Source organism: Microbacterium sp. BR1 (assembly GCF_002812725.1).
In the GTDB taxonomy this organism is placed as follows: domain Bacteria; phylum Actinomycetota; class Actinomycetes; order Actinomycetales; family Microbacteriaceae; genus Microbacterium.
On record NZ_NMUN01000004.1, the window covers coordinates 800,806 to 823,222 of the forward strand.

The 22,417-nt window shown below is 68.5% G+C and carries 21 protein-coding genes and 2 tRNA genes; 9 read left to right on the top strand and 14 right to left on the bottom strand.

What is annotated here, in order from left to right; all coding sequences use genetic code 11:
• Nucleotides 1–24: 24 nt before the first annotated feature.
• A complete protein-coding gene (locus CGU35_RS08000; protein ID WP_100810975.1) occupies nt 25–1,089 on the top strand; it encodes an ABC transporter permease in 1,065 nt (354 codons plus the stop codon).
• Nucleotides 1,086–1,793 carry an ABC transporter ATP-binding protein gene (locus CGU35_RS08005; protein ID WP_100810976.1) on the top strand — a complete coding sequence of 236 codons (708 nt, stop codon included), beginning with the start codon at nt 1,086–1,088 and terminating at the stop codon, nt 1,791–1,793. The genes CGU35_RS08000 and CGU35_RS08005 overlap by 4 nt, the downstream gene beginning before the upstream one ends.
• A gap of 57 nt (nt 1,794–1,850) precedes the next feature.
• Here CGU35_RS08005 and clpX read toward each other — a convergent pair whose 3' ends face one another.
• The 5 genes from clpX to CGU35_RS08030 form a co-directional block, all read right to left on the bottom strand.
• The gene (gene clpX, locus CGU35_RS08010) at nt 1,851–3,119 is read right to left on the bottom strand and encodes an ATP-dependent Clp protease ATP-binding subunit ClpX (RefSeq protein WP_100810977.1); all 1,269 of its coding nucleotides are present in this window, start codon (nt 3,117–3,119) and stop codon (nt 1,851–1,853) included.
• A 113-nt stretch (nt 3,120–3,232) separates the two neighbouring features.
• Nucleotides 3,233–3,919 carry an ATP-dependent Clp protease proteolytic subunit gene (locus tag CGU35_RS08015; RefSeq protein ID WP_100810978.1) on the bottom strand — a complete coding sequence of 229 codons (687 nt, stop codon included), beginning with the start codon at nt 3,917–3,919 and terminating at the stop codon, nt 3,233–3,235.
• Nucleotides 3,920–3,951: 32 nt separating this feature from the next.
• The gene (locus CGU35_RS08020; protein ID WP_100810979.1) at nt 3,952–4,536 is read right to left on the bottom strand and encodes an ATP-dependent Clp protease proteolytic subunit; all 585 of its coding nucleotides are present in this window, start codon (nt 4,534–4,536) and stop codon (nt 3,952–3,954) included.
• A 421-nt stretch (nt 4,537–4,957) separates the two neighbouring features.
• The gene (gene tig, locus CGU35_RS08025) at nt 4,958–6,418 is read right to left on the bottom strand and encodes a trigger factor (RefSeq protein WP_100810980.1); all 1,461 of its coding nucleotides are present in this window, start codon (nt 6,416–6,418) and stop codon (nt 4,958–4,960) included.
• Nucleotides 6,419–6,489: 71 nt separating this feature from the next.
• Nucleotides 6,490–6,563 (bottom strand) — tRNA-Pro (locus CGU35_RS08030).
• 318 nt (nt 6,564–6,881) lie between these two features.
• On the opposite strand from CGU35_RS08030, the gene CGU35_RS08035 reads away from it, so the two are divergent.
• Nucleotides 6,882–6,955: transfer RNA gene (locus CGU35_RS08035), tRNA-Gly, on the top strand.
• 205 nt (nt 6,956–7,160) lie between these two features.
• Here the strand turns inward: CGU35_RS08035 and CGU35_RS08040 are convergent.
• Nucleotides 7,161–7,697 carry a gamma carbonic anhydrase family protein gene (locus tag CGU35_RS08040; protein ID WP_100810981.1) on the bottom strand — a complete coding sequence of 179 codons (537 nt, stop codon included), beginning with the start codon at nt 7,695–7,697 and terminating at the stop codon, nt 7,161–7,163.
• Nucleotides 7,698–7,744: 47 nt separating this feature from the next.
• Nucleotides 7,745–9,895, bottom strand: coding sequence for an acyltransferase family protein (locus tag CGU35_RS08045; RefSeq protein WP_100810982.1), 2,151 nt, complete (start codon nt 9,893–9,895; stop codon nt 7,745–7,747).
• Nucleotides 9,896–10,056: 161 nt separating this feature from the next.
• On the opposite strand from CGU35_RS08045, the gene CGU35_RS08050 reads away from it, so the two are divergent.
• Nucleotides 10,057–10,542 (top strand): Dps family protein, encoded by a 486-nt coding sequence (locus CGU35_RS08050; RefSeq protein ID WP_100810983.1) that lies wholly within the window; start codon nt 10,057–10,059, stop codon nt 10,540–10,542.
• Nucleotides 10,543–10,734: 192 nt separating this feature from the next.
• Here the strand turns inward: CGU35_RS08050 and CGU35_RS08055 are convergent, their stop codons facing one another.
• The 5 genes from CGU35_RS08055 to CGU35_RS08075 all read right to left on the bottom strand — a co-directional run bounded on the left by CGU35_RS08055 (nt 10,735) and on the right by CGU35_RS08075 (nt 15,818).
• A complete protein-coding gene (locus CGU35_RS08055) occupies nt 10,735–12,186 on the bottom strand; it encodes an amidohydrolase (protein ID WP_100811364.1) in 1,452 nt (483 codons plus the stop codon).
• Nucleotides 12,187–12,239: 53 nt separating this feature from the next.
• Nucleotides 12,240–12,929 carry an FMN-binding negative transcriptional regulator gene (locus CGU35_RS08060; RefSeq protein ID WP_181003350.1) on the bottom strand — a complete coding sequence of 230 codons (690 nt, stop codon included), beginning with the start codon at nt 12,927–12,929 and terminating at the stop codon, nt 12,240–12,242.
• A 34-nt stretch (nt 12,930–12,963) separates the two neighbouring features.
• Nucleotides 12,964–13,977 carry an Fpg/Nei family DNA glycosylase gene (locus CGU35_RS08065; protein ID WP_100810985.1) on the bottom strand — a complete coding sequence of 338 codons (1,014 nt, stop codon included), beginning with the start codon at nt 13,975–13,977 and terminating at the stop codon, nt 12,964–12,966.
• Nucleotides 13,977–14,534, bottom strand: a complete 558-nt coding sequence (locus tag CGU35_RS08070; RefSeq protein WP_100810986.1) for a ribose-5-phosphate isomerase — start codon at nt 14,532–14,534, stop codon at nt 13,977–13,979. The genes CGU35_RS08065 and CGU35_RS08070 overlap by 1 nt, the downstream gene beginning before the upstream one ends.
• Nucleotides 14,535–14,615: 81 nt before the next feature.
• Nucleotides 14,616–15,818 carry a ferrochelatase gene (locus tag CGU35_RS08075; RefSeq protein ID WP_100810987.1) on the bottom strand — a complete coding sequence of 401 codons (1,203 nt, stop codon included), beginning with the start codon at nt 15,816–15,818 and terminating at the stop codon, nt 14,616–14,618.
• Nucleotides 15,819–15,916: 98 nt separating this feature from the next.
• Between CGU35_RS08075 and CGU35_RS08080 the strand changes: the two genes are divergently transcribed.
• From CGU35_RS08080 to CGU35_RS08095, 4 genes are all read left to right on the top strand, one after another.
• On the top strand, nt 15,917–16,768 hold the full coding sequence (locus tag CGU35_RS08080; protein ID WP_100810988.1) for a Sir2 family NAD-dependent protein deacetylase: 852 nt from the start codon (nt 15,917–15,919) through the stop codon (nt 16,766–16,768).
• A gap of 23 nt (nt 16,769–16,791) precedes the next feature.
• Entirely contained in the window at nt 16,792–17,421 is a 630-nt protein-coding gene (locus CGU35_RS08085; protein ID WP_157813917.1) for a histidine phosphatase family protein, read from the top strand.
• A 45-nt stretch (nt 17,422–17,466) separates the two neighbouring features.
• Nucleotides 17,467–19,317, top strand: a complete 1,851-nt coding sequence (locus tag CGU35_RS08090; protein ID WP_232711190.1) for an alkaline phosphatase family protein — start codon at nt 17,467–17,469, stop codon at nt 19,315–19,317.
• Nucleotides 19,318–19,419: 102 nt separating this feature from the next.
• Nucleotides 19,420–19,893, top strand: a complete 474-nt coding sequence (locus tag CGU35_RS08095) for an Lrp/AsnC family transcriptional regulator (protein ID WP_100810990.1) — start codon at nt 19,420–19,422, stop codon at nt 19,891–19,893.
• On the opposite strand, the gene CGU35_RS08100 is transcribed toward CGU35_RS08095, so the two are convergent.
• On the bottom strand, nt 19,865–20,845 hold the full coding sequence (locus CGU35_RS08100) for an EamA family transporter (protein WP_100810991.1): 981 nt from the start codon (nt 20,843–20,845) through the stop codon (nt 19,865–19,867). The two genes, CGU35_RS08095 and CGU35_RS08100, sit on opposite strands and share 29 nt — an antisense overlap.
• 97 nt (nt 20,846–20,942) lie before the next feature.
• Here CGU35_RS08100 and CGU35_RS08105 point away from each other — a divergent pair, with 97 nt between their 5' ends.
• On the top strand, nt 20,943–21,506 hold the full coding sequence (locus tag CGU35_RS08105) for a CGNR zinc finger domain-containing protein (protein WP_100810992.1): 564 nt from the start codon (nt 20,943–20,945) through the stop codon (nt 21,504–21,506).
• Here CGU35_RS08105 and CGU35_RS08110 read toward each other — a convergent pair.
• A complete protein-coding gene (locus tag CGU35_RS08110) occupies nt 21,463–22,365 on the bottom strand; it encodes an alpha/beta fold hydrolase (protein WP_100810993.1) in 903 nt (300 codons plus the stop codon). The genes CGU35_RS08105 and CGU35_RS08110 overlap by 44 nt on opposite strands.
• Nucleotides 22,366–22,417 lie beyond the last annotated feature (52 nt).

Here is a 22,417-nt window from a genome sequence, read left to right on the forward strand (position 1 = left end):
ACTCATTCCACGAAAGGACCCCTCATGTTCGTCGCTTGGCGCGATCTTCGATTCGCTCGTGGCCGCTTCGCCCTCATCGGCACGGTCGTGGCACTCATCAGTGTGCTCGTGGGGTTTCTCAGCGGCCTGACCGGCGGGCTCGCGCAGCAGAACGTCTCTGGCGTCTTGAACCTCGGCGCGGATCGCATCGTGCTCGGACCGAGTGTCGCGGGTGCCACACCAACGTTCGCGGACTCCTCCGTTGCCCCCGCTCAGCAGAAGGAGTGGAAAGACTCCTCGGGCGTGACCTCCGCCATCCCGTTCGGCTTGTCGCAAACCCGCGCCCAGACCGACGCGGACCGCACGGCCGTGGCGATCTTTGCGACGACCCCCGGCGAACGGGGCGCTCCGACCGCGGCGGGCGCGATCACCCTGTCCGCGCCGGCCGCGACGGCACTCCAGGCGGCCGTGGGTGACACCGTGACCATCGCCGATACCCCGTATCACGTCGCTGGGATCCGTGGCGACGAGTGGTACAGCCACACTCCCGTCGTCTGGCTGACGCTCGCGGATTGGCAGGCGCAACAGTCGAAGGTCGGAGGCGGAGCGGATGCTGTAACGGCACTGCTCGTGTCCGGCGACGCCGATTGGTCGGCGCTCGACGCAGAGGCTGGCACCGTGTCCACGTCCACCCTCGGTTCTCTCACCCTGTTGCCGGCGTTCCGATCCGAGATCGGATCCCTGCTGCTCATCGTGGCGCTGCTCTTCGGTATCTCCGCGCTCGTCATCGGGGCCTTCTTCACCGTATGGACCATGCAGCGCCGTGGCGACGTCGCCATCCTCAAGGCGCTCGGAGCGACGACGGGCGCCCTGGTTCGCGACGCGCTCGGCCAGGCCCTCGTGGTGCTCATCGCCACAACGGCGCTCGGCACGGGGATCGTCGTGGCTGCAGGTATCGCCGTCTCGGGATCGTTACCGTTCCTCCTCAGCCCGTGGACCACCGTCGCCCCTGCGATCCTCATGGTCGTCGTGGGCGTGATCGGCGCCGCGTTCGCCCTCCGCACCGTCACCACCTCCGACCCCCTCACCGCACTCGGGAGCAACCGATGATCAGCATGCAGAACGTCACCCTCACCTTCCCCGACGGAACCTCGCGCGTCCGTGCCGTCGACGATGTGTCGCTCGTCGTTCAGCCAGGCACCATCACCGGGATCACCGGCCCCTCGGGGTCTGGCAAGTCGAGCCTGCTGGCGATCGCGTCGACGCTGATCCGCCCGGACAGCGGGCGCGTGATGATCGGCGATGTCGAGGCATCCGCTCTCTCGCACGACGAGGCGACCGAGCTGCGTCGCACCTCGATCGGGATCGTCTTCCAACAGTCGAACCTGCTGCCCTCGCTCACCGCCGAGGAGCAGCTGCTCGTCATGGGTGAGCTGGGCGGCCGTCGTGCCGAGCATGGTCGCAGCGCCGAGCGTGGACGACACGCTCGCACGGAACGGCGCGAGCGCGCGGCGTCGCTCCTGGACGCCGTCGGGATGTCCGAGCACCGCGGCAAGCGGCCGCACCAGCTGTCGGGCGGACAACGCCAACGCGTGAACATCGCGCGGGCGCTGATGAACGATCCGTCGGTCTTGATCGTCGACGAGCCGACGAGCGCGCTCGATTCGGAACGCGGTGCGCAGATCATGGCGCTCATCGCGGACCTCACCGCCGAGCGCTCGACGGCGACACTGCTCGTCACGCACGACCTGTCGTTGACACCCACGATGCACGATGTCGTGCACCTGCGCGACGGAGCGCTCGCTCGTATCTAGGCGGCCGGGGTCTTGATCACGGTGAACTGAGTGCCGTCGCGCTCTGCCGGGAAGGGGTCAGGCGCTCTTCTTCGCCCGGTTCATGACGAGCGTGGGGGCCGCTCCGTCGTCCACCGCGGCGCGGGTGACGATGACCTTCCTCACGTTCTCGGTCGAGGGGATGTCGAACATGATCGGACCGAGCACGTCCTCGAGGATCGCGCGCAGCCCGCGGGCACCCGTCTTGCGGCCGACCGCGAGTTCGGCGATCGCTTCGAGCGCGTCCAGTTCGAAGTCCAGTTCGACACCGTCGAGTTCGAACATCCGCTGGTACTGCTTCACGAGCGCGTTGCGCGGTCCCGTGAGGATCTCGATGAGCGCCTCGCGATCGAGTTGCGAAACGGATGCCACGACGGGCAGACGTCCGATGAACTCGGGGATCAGACCGAACTTGTGCAGGTCTTCGGGCAGGACCTCGCTGAAGAGGTTCTGGTCGTCGTCCTTCTCGTGCAGGCGGGCGCCGAAGCCGACGCCGTGACGGCCGACGCGCGACGAGATGATGTCTTCCAGACCCGCGAAAGCGCCCGCGACGATGAACAACACGTTCGTCGTGTCGATCTGGATGAACTCCTGGTGCGGGTGCTTGCGTCCACCCTGCGGCGGGACCGAGGCGACCGTGCCCTCGAGGATCTTCAGCAGCGCCTGCTGCACACCCTCACCCGATACATCCCGTGTGATCGACGGATTCTCGGCCTTGCGGGCGATCTTGTCGACCTCGTCGATGTAGATGATGCCCGTCTCGGCGCGCTTCGTGTCGAAGTCCGCGGCCTGCAGGAGCTTGAGGAGGATGTTCTCGACGTCTTCTCCGACGTACCCGGCCTCGGTCAGGGCGGTCGCATCGGCGACGGCGAACGGCACGTTCAGTCTCTTGGCGAGGGTCTGGGCCAGGTACGTCTTGCCGCAACCGGTCGGGCCGAGGAGCAGGATGTTGCTCTTCGCGATCTCGACCTCTTCGGCGCGCTGCTCGGCCGACTGGATCGTGCCGTGCGCGCGGACCCGCTTGTAGTGGTTGTAGACGGCGACGGACAGGGCGCGCTTGGCATCCTGCTGCCCGACGACGTACTCCTCGAGGAACGAGAAGATCTCACGCGGCTTGGGAAGGTCGAAGTCCGAGACGACGCCGGTGCCGGCCTCGGCCATCCGTTCTTCGATGATCTCGTTGCAGAGCTCGACGCACTCGTCGCAGATGTAGACGCCGGGACCGGCGATCAACTGCACGACCTGCTTCTGGCTCTTGCCACAGAAGGAGCACTTGAACAGGTCTGCGCTTTCGCCGATGCGGGCCATCGGGCTCCTCCTCATGCGTGCCCGGACGACCGGGCGGGACAATAGTGCGAGCCTAACAACTCGCCCCGACATCCGGTCGTATTGACAGGGTGCCGGGGCGAGCCGGTTACGGACTACTTGGTCAGTGCCGCGGGAACGCGCTTGCGGCTCGTCAGCACCTGGTCGACGAGACCGTATGCGACGGCCTCTTGCCCGCTCAGGATCTTGTCGCGATCGATGTCGCGGTTCACCTCTTCGCGGGTCTTGTGGCTGTGCTTGGCCAGCGTGTCCTCGAGCCAGGTGCGCATGCGCAGGATCTCGGCCGCCTGGATCTCGATGTCGGACGCCTGCCCGTGACCGGCCTCGCCCATGGCGGGCTGGTGGATCAGGATGCGGGCGTTCGGCAGGGCGAGACGCTTGCCGGGCGCGCCGGCCGCGAGCAGCACGGCCGCGGCCGAGGCCGCCTGACCGAGCACGACGGTCTGGATCTGGGGCGACACGTACTGCATCGTGTCGTAGATCGCCGTCATCGCGGTGAACGATCCACCGGGCGAGTTGATGTACATGATGATGTCGCGGTCGGGGTCCTGGCTCTCGAGAACGAGGAGCTGGGCCATGACGTCATCCGCCGAGGCGTCGTCGACCTGGACGCCCAGGAAGATGACGCGGTCCTCGAACAGCTTGTTGTACGGGTCCTGGCGCTTGTAGCCGTAGGCCGTGCGCTCCTCGAACTGGGGCAGGATGTAGCGCGATCCGGGGGCCTGGAGTCCGCGGTGCGCGAGACCCTCTGCCGCGGCTGAACCGAAGGTGGGGATGTCCATAGTCATGCTTCCTTGTCTTTCGCCTTCGAGCCTCAGTTGGCCGTTCCGCCGCCGCCGGTGACGTCGGAGAGGTGCGCACGGATGTGGTCGACGAAGCCGTACTCGAGGGCTTCCTCGGCGGTGAACCAGCGGTCGCGGTCACCGTCTTCGTTGATCTGCTCCACGGACTTGCCCGTCTGGGCCGCCGTGATCTCGGCCAGGCGGTTCTTCATCGAGACGATGAGCTGGGCCTGCGTCTGGATGTCGCTCGACGTTCCGCCGAAGCCGCCGTGCGGCTGGTGCAGCAGCACGCGGGCGTTGGGCGTGATGTAGCGCTTGCCCTTGGTGCCGCTTGTGAGCAGCAGCTGACCCATCGAGGCCGCCATGCCGATGCCCACCGTGACGATGTCGTTGGGGACGAACTGCATCGTGTCGTAGATCGCCATGCCTGCCGTGATCGATCCGCCGGGCGAGTTCACGTAGAGGAAGATGTCCTTGTCCGGGTCTTCCGCGGCGAGCAGCAGGATCTTGGCGCAGATCTCGTTGGCGTTCTCGTCGCGCACCTCGGATCCCAGCCAGATGATGCGGTCCTTCAGCAGCCTGTCGAAGACACTCGTTGCCATCAATGGTTCGGCCATCGTTGCTCCCATTCGTTGTACGTCTGCGACGAATCTACCGGCGCGGATCGGCGCCTTCGCCCGTGTTCGCCCTCGGCAGAGCGGGTGTCGCTGAGCGCTCCCCCGCATCCGCCCGAACGGGTCGATTCGGGGTCCATGCAGACACCCCTGCCGCCGGCCTCACCGCACCAGATCGGTTGGGGCGTCGCGATCCCGTTGGGGCGTGGGACTCCGCGCCCCAACGGTTCCCCGGCGCCCCGGGTCGCGGGGAGGGTGTGGGACTCCGTGCCCGAACGGTTCTCCGGCGCCCCGGATCGCGGGTGGGGCGTGAGACTCCGCGCCCCACAGGGACCCCGACACCCCGGGTAGCGCGGAAAGGGCGCAGAAAGCAGAAGAGGACGGATGCTGCGGGGCATCCGTCCTCTTCGTAACGCTTCGGCGACTACGCCTTGTCGGCCGCGGCCTTCTTCGCGGGCGCCTTCTTGGCCGGCGCCTTCTTGGCGGGCTTCGTGGCTGCCTCGGCCTCTTCTGCCTCGATCAGGACGTCCGCCTCGGCGGCGGCATCCGCGATCTCTTCGGCCTCTTCGACGACCTCTTCCTCGGCCTCGAGCTCGTCGTCCTCATCGTCGACGGCGATGAAGCCGGACAGGTCGACGGACTTGCCGTTGGTGTCGACGACGGTGACCTTGCCGAGCGCGACCGCGAGGGCCTTGTTGCGCGCGACCTCACCGACGAGCGCGGGCAGCTGGTTGCCCTGCTGCAGCGCCTGCATGAAGTCCTGAGGGGCCATGCCGTACTGCGCGGCCGACTGGATGATGTACTGGCTCAGCTCGTCCTGCGAGACCTGCACATCGGCGTCCTCGGCGAGCTTGTCGAGCACGACCTGGGTGCGGAACTGCTTCTCGCTGGCCTCGGTCACCTCGGCGCGGTGCGCGTCGTCCTCGAGGCGGCCTTCGCCCTCGAGGTGCGCGTGCACCTCGTCTTCGACGAGCTGAGCGGGGACCGGGATGTCGAGCTGGTCGAGAAGCGTTTCGAGCAGCTTGTCGCGCGCGGCAGAGCCCTGCGTGAAGGCCGACTGCTGACCGACGCGCTCGCTCAGGCTCTCGCGCAGCTCGGCGATGGTGTCGAACTCGCTCGCGATCTGCGCGAAGTCGTCGTCCGCCTCGGGCAGCTCGCGCTCCTTGACGGCGGTGACGGACACGACGACCTCGGCCTCTTCGCCGGCGTGGTCGCCGCCGACGAGCTTCGAGCGGAAGGTGGTCTCTTCACCCGCGGTCAGCGAATCGATGGCCTCGTCGATCCCCTCGAGCAGTTCGCCCGAGCCGACCTCGTACGACACGCCACCGGCGCGGTCGATCTCGACGCCGTCGATCGTGGCGACCATGTCGAGTTCGACGAAGTCACCCGTCTTGGCAGGACGGTCGACCGTGATCAGCGTGCCGAAGCGGCCGCGCAGGCGGTCGAGCTCCTCGTCGATGGCGGACTCGTCGACCTCGACGGCGTCGACCGTCAGCGTGATGCCCTCGAGCGGGGGCAGGGTGACCTCGGGGCGGACGTCGACCTCGACCTCGACCTTGAGGTCTCCCGAGAAGTCCTTGTCGCTCGGCCACTCGATGATGTCGGCGGAGGGACGACCCACGACGCGCACGTTGTTCTCGGTCACGGCCTCGCGGAAGAAGCGGTCGAGCGCCTCGTTCACGGCGTGCTCGATGACCGCGCCGCGACCGACGCGCTGGTCGATGATCGGAGCAGGCACCTTGCCCTTGCGGAAGCCGGGCACCTGGATGTCCTCGGCGATGTGCTCGTAGGCGTGCGAGATGCTGGGCTTCAGCTCCTCGGGCGTGACCGTGATGTGCAGCTTCACGCGCGTGGGGCTGAGCTGCTCGACGGTGCTATTCACCATGCTGGTTGTTCTCCTCGTGATTGATCGCACGCGCGATTGCGCTGCGGGTCAGGGTCTGTGTGGATCGTCCGTCGGGGCGACAGGATTTGAACCTGCGGCCTCCCGCTCCCAAAGCGGGCGCTCTACCAAGCTGAGCTACGCCCCGGGTGGCCCCACGCGTCAGCGCGGGTACGAAACGACCCCCAAGAGTCTAGCCGAGTCGCTCGCCGCGCCGTCGCGACCCGGATTGCGGCGCCGTAGCCCGTCGCGCCGTGCACAACGACGCACATCCTTGCTCCGCCGGCCCGCTGCGCGGCGTGGCATCACCGAGCCGCGCCACGCTTGCGACGATGTGCACGACCGCCGCGCACGCCCGTTTCGGGGGCGGCCGCAGATTCGGTTAGACTTTCGGATGCCGCGGCTCGCCGCGTGTGCTCGACCGACAACTGAATCCACCGTTTTCGGCGTCATTCCGCTGAAATTCGGGGCTGTAGCTTAGTGGTAAAGCCTCTGTCTTCCAAACAGATGATGCGAGTTCGATTCTCGTCAGCCCCTCCATATGCGTCTGCTCGGCCCACTGCTCCGGGCCGCTGCCTCCGTGCCCGTCTGTCGAACCTGTCCACGGGACGCGTCGGCCACCCTCCCCGACATCCGCTACGTCGATCGGTGGCGCGGATGCGGAGAACTGGCGCCATCGCGTGACGGCGCGTCGCTTCGACAGGCTCAGCGACCGTGACTGCCGGCTCAACGACCGGGGCCCTGCTCAGGCCGGAGCGGCCTCCGCGTGCTCCGCGGCGAGCTCGAGGTACACCTCGGCGTTCCGCCGGAGTCCAGCGCGTTCCTCGTCGGTCAGCGCGCGTCGAACCTTGGCCGGCACACCCGCGACGAGCGAGCCATCCGGGACCTCCATGCCCTCGAGCACGACAGCGCCGCCCGCGACGAGGCATCCGGCGCCGATCACCGCGCCCGACAGCACGACGCTGCCCATGCCGATGAGCGAGCCATCCCCGATCGTGCAGCCGTGCACGACGGCGTTGTGACCGACCGAGACGTCACGTCCGATCGTCACCGGATGCCCGCGGTCGACGTGTACCGAGACGTTGTCCTGGATGTTGCTTCCCACGCCGATCGTGATGCTGTCGCGGTCGCCGCGCAGGATCGCGTTGTACCAGACGCTCGCGCCGGCTTCGAGGCGCACGGCGCCGACGATGCGCGCACCAGCCGCGACGAATGCGGACTCATCGAGTGCGGGGGTGGTCCCCGCGACGGACAGGACGGATGCTTCGGGTGAAACGGTCATGAATCCGACCCTATGACCCCCGAGCCCAGCTCGCGGGCCCGCGGGTCCTACCGCCCCGGCACACCTGCCGCGATCGCATCCCGCAGCGCCACGGTGTACTGCGGTACGAGCGAGTCCAGGAACGACACGGTCAGGTGATCTTCGTCGCGGTACACGTTGGCCCCGCCGACGACCGGGAAGCACGTCGTGTCGTCGCAGAACACGTCGGTGAAGTCGAGCAGCGTGACCCCAGCCATGCCCTCTGCGGCATCCTTCAACGGATCCTGGTCGGTCAGCAGTTCGTCGCGGGCACCGTCGCAGTTGCCGACGCCCTTCGTGCGCAGGCACTTGTTCGGGTCGTTCTCCCACACCGGGTTGTCGACGACGGTGACGACCGGGATGCCGCGGTCGAGCATCCCGCTCCAGGCCTCGCGATATCCGGCCACCGCGGCGTCGTGGCGGCTATCGAAGCCCGCGGACGAGTACGGCGTCGTCGAGAGCCCCGATGTGAAGACGACATCGAAGTCGCCGTCGGCCAGCACCGCGACCGCATTCTCGCGCCACTGCGCACACGCTTCACCGAACGCGCCCGGCGTCGACAGCGGGGTCGTACTCCACGGGCACGCGCCCTTGAAGAGCGTCGTGAGGTGCCATCCGTTCTGGTCCGCGATGCGCTGGAACGTCGACAGCAGCTGGAACGCGTGACTGTCGCCGATGAGGGCGACGCGGGGAGCATCCGCGGCATCCGATCCGAACTCGCACGTGACGGCGCGCGAGTCGTTGAGCTGCACGAAGCACTGCTCATCGGACGGCATGTCTGCGGCGGCGAAACCGGGCGCGGGCAGCACCTGGTCGCCGAAGTCGACATCGGCGCAGGCCGGATCGAGCACACTCGCCGCGCCGAAGCACTCGGGCGGGTCGGACCGGAGCTGCTCGATCGCCGCGACGCCCTCGCGGTACGCGGGCGCGTTGATCGCCCAGGCGCCGGCCGCGGTCGCTCCGACCAGGATCATGGCGACGAGCGAGGCCCACAGGGTCACGCGCGGCGGACGGGTCGTCAGGACCTTCCAGGCACGGGCCGGGTCCTCGACGAACTTCTTGGTCAGCCACGCCAGCACGAAGCAGAGCGCGAGCAACGCGACACGGTGGTAGATCGTCAGTCCCCAGAACGGCACGGACGGCGCGATCACGATCAGCGGCCAGTGCCACAGATAGAGGCTGTACGAGATGTCGCCGACAAACTGCGCGGGACGGATCGAGAGGATGCGCGTCGGGTACCACCAGCGCGCGGTGTTGGACGCGGCGATGACGGCGGCGGCACCGAGCGTCGGCACGAGCGCCATGTAGCCGGGGTACGGCGTGAGCCCGTCGAAGCGGAACGCGGCGTACAGCAGCGCGGCGATACCGGCCCACCCGAGGACGAAGCTGCCGATCGCGTTGCGGATCCGCAGCATCGGCAGGAGGGCGATGATCGCGCCGACGCCGAACTGCCACATGCGCGTGAACGTGACGAAGTAGGCCGGCGCGGGGTTCGTCATCGTGAAGATCACGCAGAAGACGAAGGACGCGAGGGTCACGACACCGAGCGTCGTGATGATCGCGCGGCGACGTCCACCCCGGAAGAACCTCACGCCGATCCATGCCGCGAGCAGCATGATGAGAGGCCACAGCACGTAGAACTGCTCTTCGAGCGACAGCGACCAGTAGTGCTGAACCGTGGTCGGCTCACCCGAGAGAGCCAGGTAGTCCGTGGCGGAGAACGCGAGGTACCAGTTCTCGACGTAGAACGTCGACGCGATGATCTCGCGCACCTCGTTCGGGAGCGCCGACAGCGGGAACAGGTAGGGCGATGCCACCACGACGGCGCTGAACAACAGCACGAGCAGCGCGGCAGGGAGCAGACGTCGGGCACGGCGAGCCCAGAACTGCGCCAGACGCACCCCGCCCGTCGCCTCGAGCTCGCGCATGAGGTGCCCCGTGATCAGGAACCCGGAGATGACGAAGAACACGTCGACGCCGACGTACCCGCCCGACAGGCGACCGGGCCAGAAGTGATAGAGCACCACGAACAGCACCGCGATCGCGCGCAGCCCCTGCACGTGCGGGATGAAGCGCGAGGGCTCCGCGTGTTCGGGTGAACGATCACGCCGTTCGCGTCGGAGCATCTGCGAGGGGGCGCCCAGATTCTGCGGGCCGAGTTCATGGTCTGCGGAGGGCACCAGACGACGCTACCCGCTCGCGCGCGGGATGCCCGCATCGTCGTGTGATTTTGCCGCGTGATTCCGCCACTAAGCCGAGCCTCAGCTTGCTTGCGGAATGTCTGAGTCTGAGTAGCGTTTACCCCAGAGTCGCCGCGAACATCGCGGCCGGAGGGACCATTATGACGAAGACACAGACCGTTTCCACCACCGTCAGCGACCCCGATGTGTCGGCTGCCGCCGCCCAGTTCCTCTCTCCCGTCGTCCTCGGCCTGCAGGCCCTGACGATCAACGGCAAGCAGGCGCACTGGCACGTGCGGGGCAGCAACTTCATCGGTGTCCACGAACTCCTCGACACCGTCGTGTCGAACGCGGGCGGCTGGGCCGACCTCGCCGCCGAGCGGATCGTCGCCCTGGGTCTGCCGATCGATGCGCGCGTAGCATCCGTCGCCACCAAGGCCGGAGCGACCGGCGTTCCCGCCGGGTTCGCCAACTCGGATGTCGTGATCCCCGCGATCATCGCCGACATGGACGCCATCCTGCTCGACGTGCAGGCCGCGATCGAGGGCCTCGACGAGGTCGACCTGACGAGCCAGGACGTCGCGATCGAGATCAAGCGCGGCCTCGAGAAGGACCGCTGGTTCCTGTTCGCCCACGTCAGCGAGTAGAACCCGCGCTCTGGCGCAGATGCAAGGGCCTCCGGGAAACCGGGGGCCCTTCTTCGTGCCTGGGCTACCTACCCCGACGAACGTCGTCAGCTACCCCACCGAACGGTCGCGACTCGCCGTGCACGCGCGAGGTGGCACGGCGAGTCGCGACCGTTCGATGAGGTTGCGAACGCGAGACGGCGAGCGGATGCCTCAGGCCCGGTGCGTGAGCCGGCCCTCGATCAGCGTCGCGGCGACGCGCATCCCGCGCAGCCCGACGGCGTCCGCGGCGCGCGGGTCGGACTCGCACAAGGCGAGGTCGGCGACGACCCCGGGTTCGATGCCCACGGCATCCGCGCCGGACCCGCGCTCGGTCGACGCGGCGCGCGCGAGATCGAAGGCGACCGCCTGCTCGGGGTGCCATGCGGGCCGGTCATCGTTCGTGCGGTAGACGGCGGCCGCGATCGCGGTCCAGGGGTCGAGCGGCGAGACCGGAGCATCCGATCCGAATCGCAGTTCGGCGCCCGCATCGGCCAGCGCGCGCAGCGGGTACGCCAGCGCCGTCTGTGCGGACCACTCGTGGTCGGCGATATCGCGGTCATCCACGGCGTGCGCGGGCTGCACGCTCGCGGCGACGCCGAGTCGCGCGAAACGGTGCAGGTCGGCGTGCGCCACCAGCTGGGCGTGCTCGATCGTGCCGACCGCACCCGTCCGGGCGAAGGAGTCCAGCGCGTGCGAGTTGGCGACGTCGCCGATCGCGTGCACCGCAGACTCCAGGCCCCCGGCCGTTGCGCTCGTCATCAACGCGAGCAACTCCTCGGGCGGGACGGTCATCACGCCGTGGTCGCCGTGCGTCCCCGGGTACGGATGCGAGCAAGCCGCCGTGCGCGTACCCAGCGATCCGTCCGTGATGACCTTGAACGGACCGACACGCACCAGATCGGATGCAGCGCCCCGGACGACATCGCCGGTGCGGAGCCCCTCGGCCAGGGCGCGTGGCAGATCGGCCGGGTAGATGCCGAAGCGCACCCTCAGCGTGTCGAACCCGGCCGCGAGACGGCGCGCCCAGGCATCCTCGTTCCACGCCATGTCGAGGTCGACGAGCCCGACGATGCCGCGCTCTGCGGCACCCCGCGCGGCCGCGGCGACGAGAACATCGCCGCGATCCGCGTCGATCGCGTTGAGACGCCGCGAGATCTCGAAAGCCGGCAACTCGCGCAGCACGCCCGAGCCGAACGGGTCGTGACCCTCGCGGCGCAGTGCCGCGGTGTTGAGCCACACCGAATGCACGTCGGCGTTGATCAGATAGGTCGGCACGTCGCCGGTAACGGAGTCGAGCAACAGGCGTGCGGGTTCGTCGGCCCAGAGCGCGTCGCGATACCCCGTGCCCACCCGGCGCCCATCGGGATGCACCGGTGCCGACGACATGATCCGCGCCGCCTCGGTCGCCGACCGCGCGTGGTCGAGCGGCTCTCGCGCGGCCCGGAGCGCCCACTGGGTGAGATGCACGTGGTGATCCCAGAGCCCGGGCATGAGCCATCCGCCGTCCGCGTCGAGCACGGCCGCAGACGCCGGATGCCGGAGCGCTCCGGCCGGGGCGATGTCGACGATGCGTCCACCCTCGAGGACGACGTCGTGGGGCTCGTCACCCACCGGGAGCGGCATCGCGGCGCCGACGATGCGCACGTTGGCGATGATCCCGACCGTCTCGCCGACGTTCACGGCTGGGATCCGCCGTTCGCGCCGTTCACAGCGGCGGCCGCCGCGATCTGGGCGTCCCGCGCGCGCCGCATCTCGGCCGCGAGCGGGGGGTTCGGGTGTGCGCCGTCCGCCGACAGCTCGGCGATGATCGTGTCGACGACGTCGCCCGGGCGGTTCTGGCTGAGCTTGCGCTTCGCCACGACGCGCGTCGGCGTCAGACGGAACCCGACCGTGCCGCGCTCGAGTCGTTCGATGAAGACCGCGTCGTTCGGAGCCTGCCACATGCCGCGAGGCTCGGGCATCCGCGATTCGAAGCGTTCCACGAGCGCGTCGAGCACCCGCAGGTTCTCGTCGGTGTCGAGCAGCTCGGGAACACCGCTCAGGTGCGCCGAGACGAAGTTCCAGGTCGGGACGCTCGCGACAGGTCCCGAGGAAACGCTGCCATACCAGGAGGGCGAGATATACCCGTGCGGTCCCTGCACCACGACGAGCAGCTCGCGCTCCCCCAGGCCGTGGATCAGGTCATCGGGCTTGCCGACGTGGCCCACGATCGTCAGGTCGTCACGTGCCGGATCGGGCATCACGGCGTAGTGCGACGCGACCAGCCCGTCCGGCGTATCGCTGACGAGCGTCACCCAGGGATTACGGTCGATCAGTCGGCGCAGCTCGCCGATATCCGTCATCGCGAAGGAAGGATTCTGGCGCACCCGCCCAGCCTACGATCAAGCGGTACGGATGGCTTCAGCGCTGGTCTTTCGGGCACCAGTAGAGCTTGCGGCCCCCGACCTCTTCGACCACGATCTCGGTGCCGCAGATCCGACACGGCAGACCCGCGCGGTGGTATACCCAGTGCCTGTCGTCGCGATGGGCCATCGCGCGGCGGTAGCTCTCGGGGTCGAGGTCGTCCATCGTCATCATCTGGCCGGTCTCGACGCCGATCGCGAGCAGGTGCGCCCAGTCACGCCAGAGCCCCCGCACGATCTCTTCGGGCACGTCGCGGCCGGGGGTGTGCGGGTTCAGACGAGCGCGAAAGAGCAACTCGGCTCGGTACACGTTGCCGATTCCGCTGACGATCGACTGGTCCATCAGCAGCAGTCCGATCGGCGTGGGCTTCCGGCGGACCGCGGTGACGAAACGTTCCTCGCCCTCCGCCAGATCGTCCACGAGAGGATCGGGGCCGAGCTTCGCGATCGTCGCCGCAACCTCGTCGGGCGTCTGCAACGCACATGCCGTCGGGCCACGCAGATCCGCGCAGGTGGTCTCGGTGAGAAGGCGCAGGCGCACCTGCCCGACGACCGGCGGTGGCCATTCCGATCCGTCATCCGCGAGGCCGGTGGTCTGCTCCGACATGCGAACGTGCACGCGGGCACGACGCGGCGCTCCGATCGAGGTCAGCGAGTTCTCACCGGCGGCATCGTAAACGGGGACGTCCAGCAGCGGCGCGTCGAGGTCGGTTCCCCGCTGATTCGTCTGTCCCATGCGACCGTTCGCCGCGGCGATCGTCGGGTCGACGACGATCTCTCCCGCGAAGTCCCACGCTCCGTACATGCCGAGGTGCACCCGCAACCACACATCGTCCTCGAAGTCGAGGAACATCTGCTTGCCGACCGCCCGCACATCCGTCGCGGTCCGCCCATCCAGCACCGCGGCTCCCTCGACGAAACGGCCCTGCGGACTCGACGCCGAAACGCGCTGACCGACGAAGTTCCGCTCGAATTGGCGTGCGATGCGATGGACCGAATGCCCCTCGGGCATCAGCCCGCCTCGGGATCGAACGCGTCGACGTCCTCGCCTCCGTGGCCCACCGCGCGCCCGTCCTCGGGCGGGGTCGCGCGCGGGTCGGGCAGCAGCGATCCATCCGCCTCGTAGGCCGCGATCTGGCCGATGCGTCGCACGTGCCGCTCTTCGAACGTGAAGGGGGTGGCGATGAAGATGTCGATGAACTTCGCGGCCTCGTCGAAGGTGTGCTGACGCGCACCGATCGCGATGACGTTGGCGTCGTTGTGCTCGCGGGCCAATTCCGCGGTCGCGACGTTCCAGACCAGCGCGGCCCGGATGCCCTGCACCTTGTTCGCCGCGATCTGCTCACCGTTTCCGGAGCCACCGAACACGATGCCGAGCGTCTCCACGCCGGACGCCTGGTCACGCACGACGGCCTGCGCCGCACGGATGCAGAACGCCGGGTAGTCGTCGAGCGCGTCGTATTCGAGCGGCCCGTGGTCCACGACCTCGTGGCCCTGGTCGCTCAGGTGGTGCTGCAGGCGGGTGGAGAACTCCAGGCCGGCGTGATCTGTGGCGATATGGATGCGCATGGACTCAATCCTAGGGACGGGTCAGGACACGCTCGCGATGGTCGGGGCACGCGTCGGGTATGCGGGACGAGCGAGGCTGAGTCACGGCGCGATTCCGGATGCCGCGGGCTTGAAACCCGCACGCACGTTCTCGCAGCAGCCCGGGCGACACACGTCGAACCACGGTCCGAGTTTCGTGACGTGCGGGCGATCCGCGGCGGGGGTGCCCTTCAGGCGTTCCTCGATCAGATCGACGAGCCCTGCGACGTATGCGGGATCGATTCCGGGGGTCGGGGTCCGTACGGCGACGAGTCCCGCCTCCGCGGCCGCATCCATGGCCTCCGTGTCGAGGTCCCAGAGCACCTCCATGTGGTCGCTCACGAAGCCGAGGGGAACGATCGCGACGGCTCGAGCGCCCTCGGCGGGCAGGCCCTCGATCACGTCGCACACATCGGGTTCGAGCCACGGCTGCGACGGCGGTCCGGAGCGGGACTGATAGACCAGCTGCCACGGAACATCGGCGGCGTCCGGGACGTCCTCGGCGATCTGCGACATGACGTACGCGGCGACGGCGAGATGCTGCGCCTCGTAGGCACCACCATCGCCCCACTCGCGATCACGCGGACCGGACCGGCGGGCGTCGTCCATCGGGACGCTGTGCGTGGAGAACAGGACACGGATGTCTGCTGGCGCGATGCCGTCGGCGACGAAGCCCGCAACCGCGTCGCGCACGCCGGCGACGAACGGGGCGACGAAGCCGGGGTGGTCGAAGAACTGGCGGATCTTGTCGATCGTGACCGTTCCGCCGAGACCGGTCTCGTCGAGCACGCGGGCGAAGTCCTCGCGGTACTGCCTACAGCTCGAGAACGAGCTGTAGGCGCTCGTGGCGAGGGCGAGCAGAGTGCGGTTGCCCGCGGCCTCCGCGGCGAGGACGGCCTCGTCGAGGTAGGGCGCCCAGTTGCGGTTGCCCCAGTAGACGGGCAGGTCGATGCCGCGCCGGGCGAGCTCGGCCTCGATCTGCACCTTGAGCTCGCGGTTCTGGGCGTTGATCGGGCTGATCCCGCCGAAGTGGCGGTAGTGGTGCGCGACCTCTTCCAGACGCTCGTCGGGGATGCCCCGCCCGCGCGTCACATTGCGCAGGAACGGGATCACATCATCCTGACCTTCGGGACCGCCGAAGCTCGCGAGCAGGAGGGCGTCATAGGCGACGGGCACCTCGACGTGTTCCGGACCATCGGCCGCGGCCGGCGATGCGTAGGGGACGACGGGGTTCACATCCGAGGTGCTTGTGCTCACGACATCCATCCTCGCACCGCGCCGGATGACGGGCGGTCGTTCGTCCGAGGCCGCCCGCGTAACATCCCGGAAAACCGCGGCGCCTACACTTGCGGCGAGGAGGCACGATGACGTCTGTCTCGGAGTTGGATTCCGCGACGACCGCGCTGGTGGACCGCGCGGTCGCGACGCTGAGCGGCCGCCGCATCGCCGTGCTCACGGGCGCCGGCGTCTCGACGGACTCCGGGATTCCGGACTATCGCGGCAATGGCGCCCCCGTGCGCTCGCCCATGACGGCGCAGCAATTCCTGGCCGACGAGTCCGCCCGCCGCCGCTACTGGCTCGGCGGACACCTCGGCTGGCAGGCGTTTTCGAGCGCCCAGCCGAACGCGGGACACGAGGCGATCGCGCGGCTCGAATCCGAAGACTTCGCCGCGGGGGTCATCACCCAGAACGTCGACGGGCTGCACGTGCGCGCGGGCAGCGGGCGCGTGGTCGAACTGCACGGCACGATGCGTCGCGTCTTCTGCACCCACTGCGGCCAGGTCTTCGACCGACGCGACATCTCGGAGCGCATCGAGATCGACAACCCGTGGGTCGCGGTGCCCGAGGACATTCCGCTCGGGCCCGACGGCGACGTGCTGCCGTCGTCGACCGACGGATTCATCGTGCCGAACTGCTCGGTATGCGGCGGGCTCCTCAAGCCCGATGTGGTGTTCTTCGGCGAGTTCATCCCCACCGAGAAGTTCCGCGAGGCCGAGCAGCTGCTGAAGACGAGCCAGGCGCTGCTCATCGCGGGTTCCTCCCTCGTCGTCAACTCCGGCATCCGCCTGGTGGAGCGAGCGCGACGGCGCCGCCTCCCGGTCATCATCGTGAACCGCGGCGTCACACGCGCCGACAACCGTGCGACGATCAAGATCGACGCCGGCACCAGCGAAGTGCTCGGAGCCCTCGCGTCCGGGCTCGCGTCTGCCCGCTGACGACTGCCCGTAGGCTCGGAGGCGTGACCGAACTGATCCTGCTGCGCCACGGCGAGACGGACTGGAACCGTGAGCGGCGCATCCAGGGCCTGAGCGACATCCCCCTGAACGACACCGGCCGGGCGCAGGCACGCGAGGCGGGTGCGCTCCTGCGCGTCGAACTCGCGAACGGCGGACCCGTGGTCATGGTCTCGAGCGACCTGTCGCGGGCGATCGAGACGGCCGAGATCATCGCCGAGGCACTCGGATCGTCCGGGCCGCGTCACTATCCCGGTCTGCGCGAACGAGGCTACGGCCAGGCCGAGGGAGCACTGGTGGACGAGGTCCCGCTTCTCTTCGGCTCGGCCGAGCGCGACCTCATCCCCGGCGCCGAATCATCCGTCGATCTGCGGGAACGCGCCCTGCGCACGCTGGACGAGATCGCGGCGGACGTCGCGCGAGAAACGCCCGGAGCAGCCGTCGTCGCCGTCGCCCACGGGGCGCTCATCGCCGAGATCGTACGCCACGCGAGCCAGGGTGCGCTCCCCCTCCCGGGCGCACGCATCCCCAACGGCTACCCATTCCGGTTCCGCCTCGGCCCGGCGGCGATCCAGCTCGCAACGGATGCCGCCGGCACCTCGCTCGACGGATTCCACAGCGCGACGCTCGTCTGAGCCGGGAACGGCACGGCCGCCGATAGCCTGAACGCGGAGGATCCCGTGACCGATTCTGTTGACACCCGCGAGCCCGAGAGCGAGCCCGGCCCCCTGCCAGACGCAAGGGCTCCCGCGGATCGTGCACGCGAAGGGAGCGCACCCGAGGACCCCGCACCCGAGAACCGTGGCCGGAGTCGACGCGACTTCCTGCGTGCCGGCGGGATCGCGGCCGCCGGGTTCCTCGTCGGTGGCGTCGCCGGCGGGGCCGCGGGTGCGGCGATCGGCAGCTCGATCGCGAAGTCGCAGAACGAGTTCGGTTCGCTGGACCCGCGCGAGGTGCCCGGCTTCGATCACGTCGTGGTCCTGATGGGCGAGAACCGCTCGTTCGACAACCTGCTCGGCTGGCTGTACACGCCCGAGAACCTCCCCGCGGGCGAGACGTTCGAGGGCCTCGCGTTCGGTAACTACTCGAACCCCGATCCCGAGGGGAATCGTGTCGCCGCGCACGTCTATTCCGGTCCGACCGACGTGATCATGGGCCAACCCAACCCCGATCCGGGCGAAGCCTTCCCGCACGTGAACACCCAGCTCTTCGGGACGGTCGATCCGCCGACGAACGCCGAACTCTGGCGAAACCAGATGAGCGCGCCCTTCAATGCGCCGAAGCCGGGGGCGAAGCCCACGATGGAGGGCTTTCTGAAGGACTACCACGTCAACTACCAGCAGCTTCATCGGGGCAAGAAGCCGACGCCGGACGAGGCGAACCAGATCATGGGCGGCTTCTCGCCCGAGATGCTGCCCGTCCTGTCGACCCTGGCCCGCGAGTTCGCCGTCTTCGACCACTGGTTCGCGGCCGTCCCGAGCCAGACCTACTGCAACCGTTCGTTCTTCCACGCGTCGACGTCGCACGGTTTCGTCACGAACCGCGGCGGGGGCGGCTACGAGAAGTGGCTGGATGCGGCGCCCCGTGACACGATCTTCAACCACCTCGACAAGGCGGGCATCAGCTGGAAGATCTACTTCGACGAGATGCAGCTCGTCTCCCTCACGGGCGTCATGCATGCACCCGTGCTGGAGTCGCACTGGCGCACCGAGCACTTCGCGCACATGTCAGAGTTCTACAAGGACGCCCAGGACGGCACTCTTCCCGCGTACGCGTTCATCGAACCGCGCATGATCTACAACCACAACGACTTCCACCCGCCGTTCGGCGCGTTGCGCGCGAGCGAGGTCGACGGCGAACCCGTCGTCGACTCCGCCGTCTCCGACGTTCGCGCGGGCGAGGCGCTCGTCGCCAACGTGTACGACGCGATCAAGAAGAGCGCGACCCCCGAGGGCTCGAACGCGCTCAACACGCTCCTGCTCATCACGTTCGACGAGCACGGGGGCACCTACGACCACGTGCCGCCCCCCGCGGCCACTCCCCCGGATGCCGACGCGCCGGAGGGCGAGATGGGCTTCCGTTTCGACCGACTCGGCGCGCGTGTTCCCGCGATCGCCGTGTCTGCCTACACCCGCTCCGGGACGATCGTCCACGACGAGATGCACCACGGATCCGTCATCGCGACACTGTGCCGTCTGCACGGGCTCGAGCCGTTGACGCGGCGCGATGCGGGTGCCAACACCCTCTTCCCCGTCGTGAACCTCGACGTGCCGCGCGATCCGCGGTCCTGGCCGTCGGTGCATCCGATGTATCTGCCGCGCCAGATCGACGAGGAGGAGCTCGAAGACCTGGCGCACGGTTCGCAGAAGGGCAAGCCGCTGAGCCCTCCCGGCAAGGGGCTGCTCGGACTGCTCCTCGCGAAATACGGCGACGGCTCCGAACCCGAGCCGGAGACATACGCGGACGCCTATCGCGTCGCAACGACGCACGGTCTCGGGCTCTTCTACCCGAAGATCCCGTCGGAGGCTTAGCTCACTCATCCGCGATCGTCTTGTCAGCTAGCTCAGCCCCACCAGAGGCGGCTGAGCAGGATGCGTAAACCCCGTCGCCAGATTCGGGTAAAGTCACCGTCTATGGGCAAGCTCGATCACGCCGACCTCGCGCTCCTCAGCGCTCTCGCCGACGACCCGCGCGCAACCGTGGTCGCGTTGGCCGAGCGCCTCCGCCTGTCGCGCAACACCGTTCAGGCCCGGATGACGAAGCTCGAAAAGGCTGGCGTCTTCCTCTCGTACGAGCGCACGATCGCCGCGCACACCATCGGATACCCCCTGCAGGCTGCCATCTCGGTCATGCTGCGCCAGAAGGAGCTGCCCGAGATCGCGCCGCGGCTCGTCGAGATTCCCGAGATCATCCAGGCATACGGCCTGAGCGGTCAGGTCGATCTGCTGGTGCACGTCGCGTGTCGCGACGCCCGCCACCTGTTCGAGGTGGACGCGCGCATTCTCGCGATTCCTGGCGTGGAGCGCACCGAGACATCCCTCGTCATGGGCGAGGTCATCCCCTACCGGCTGCGTCCGCTCATGGACTTGGCACGACAGGCACGTTAGGCACCGGCACGACCGTCGCGGGCGTTCCCACACGAACGAACACGACACCGGCCACGATCAGCGCGCCGCCGATAACCTGCACGAACGTCGGCTGCTCGCCCAGCACGAGCCACGCGATCAGGATCGCGAAGAGCACCTCCGACAGTCCGACGAACGAGGCGACGCGCGAGCCGATCTGCGTCACGGCGAGCACCCCCAATCCGTAGGCGAGTGCGGTGGCGATCACGATGACCCAGACCAGCGGCACATACCAGGCGACCGTCACCCCGGCGAGGATGACATCGACGGGAGGCGCCACGAAGTGCAGCACTCCGAGCAGCGAGAGACCCCCCGAGAAGACTGCGCCGACCACGAGCCCCGCTGCCGCGAGGACGAGCGGGGGCAGGCCGTCGCCCGCGCGTTCGCTCAGCAGGAAATAGCCGCCGAGGGAGACTGCCGCGCCGAGGGCGAACAGAACACCGAGGGCGTCGAACGTCGCTCCGCCGATGTCGATCACGAAGACGAGTCCGACGATGCTCACGGCCGAGCCGAGCAGCACGAGGCGGCCGGGTGCCCGACGCGTCCGAACCCAGGCCAGCCCGACGAGCAGAACCGGCGCCAGGTACTGCACGAGAAGTGCGACGCCGACCGGCATCCGCTGGATGGCGGCGAGATAGAACAACTGGCACCCGGCGACACCCGTCGCCCCGAATCCCACGATGATGACCGCGTTGCGGCGCAGGATGCCCGGGTCGCGACGAAGCGCCAGGATGAGGATGGGCAGCATCACCAGCGCTGCCCCGCCCATCCGTACCGACGCCGCGGCCCCCGTCGACCAGCCGGCCTCGATGAGCGGCTTGAGCAGCGGCCCGCTCGACGCGAAGGCGAGGGCGGATGCCAGACCCGTCACGATGCCGATCGCGCGGTGGTCGGCGTGTGCCGCCGGGAGGGGGGCCGTCAGACTCTGGACCATGTGCGTCCGATTCGCGAAAGGAGTGTCAGGAGTGAACCTGCCATACACTTATGACGAGGTTGACTGATGTTCTCAGACAATACCGTCAGGAGTCAACATGGTTTTCATCCATGACACCCGATCCGCTCTCCTCGCCACCGTGGACCTGGTGAACACCCACCCGAGCACATCGAGCGAGGGCGCGGACGCCCTGACCACGGTGGCCGACCTCGACGACTTCCTTCGTGTGCACCCGTACACCGGGAGCATTCGCCACGACGAGGGCGAGCTGGAAGAGATGCGCGACATCCGCGGTCGGCTGCGCGCGCTGTGGGACGTCGATCGAGCGGGCGCCGTTCCCCTCGTCAACGCCATGCTGCACGATGGCGGCGCACTCCCCCGGCTCGTCATCCACGACGACTACGACTGGCACGTGCACGCGACGTCCGACGACGCGCCGCTCGCGACCCGGATCCTGGTCGAGGCGGCCATGGCCTTCGTCGACGTCATCCGTTCGGACGAGTACGCGCGTGTTCGCCTCTGCGACGCGGATGACTGCCGATCGGTCTACATCGACATGTCGCGCAACGGCTCGAAGCGCTACTGCGACACCGGCAACTGCGGCAACCGCATGAACGTCATCGCGTATCGGAAGCGTCAGGCCGAGCGACAAAGCGCCTGATCGCCTCGGCCGCCACGGCCGGGGTTTCGTAGTGGATCAGGTGTCCGACGTCCGGGATCTCGACGAGCTCGGCATCGGGAAACCGCTTCGCGAGGCGCCGCTCGGCCTCGATCGGCGTGATGTCGTCGCGCTGGGCCGCGATGAGCAGCGTGGGCTGCGCGATGCGCTCGGCGAACTCCAACACATCGTGCGAGACCGAGGTCACGAACGCGTCGCGCAGCATGTCGCGGTCCGCGAACCGCGAGAAGTACGTGTCGTGCTGATCGTGGATGAACGCCCGCAGCACCGGATCCCTCGTCTTCGCCATCGAGATGCTCATGACGCGCACGATGGCCTTGTTGCGCAACAGCGCGTCGCCGAGTCGCTCCGGCAGACGAGCGCCGGCCCAGTAGTAGAAGATCGCGAGGCGCGTCAGCACGCCACGCGGGCCCTCGAGGGCCGGGGCGCCGATCGGATTGACGAGGATGACCCGGGGCGCGGGCATCCCCTCGGCGACGGCCGCCGAGACGACGATCGAACCGAAGGAGTGGCCGAGGATGATGGCGCCCGGAGCGACCGCAGCGACGAAGCCGCGCAACCACCCGACATAGGCGTCGAGGTCGTGCGTCAGTCCCGGAAGCGCCGGCGTTTCGCCGAAGCCGGGCAGGTCGGGCGAGATCACGCGAATGCCCGGCAGGTGCGCGACGACGGGCTCGAGACCGTGGTGCTCGCCACGGAAACCGTGCACCGCGATCACGCTGGTGTCGGCGTCCGCCGGGCCGTACTCCCAGTACGCGGTGACGCCGCCGCCCACGGGCACCTCGCGTCGCACGACGGGGGTCGCGGCGAGGAGTTCGGCGTACGGCTGCGGGGCGGTCACCCTGCGAGTCTACGGATGCCCCGCGGTGCGCCTGGCGCGCGATGTCGGCGCT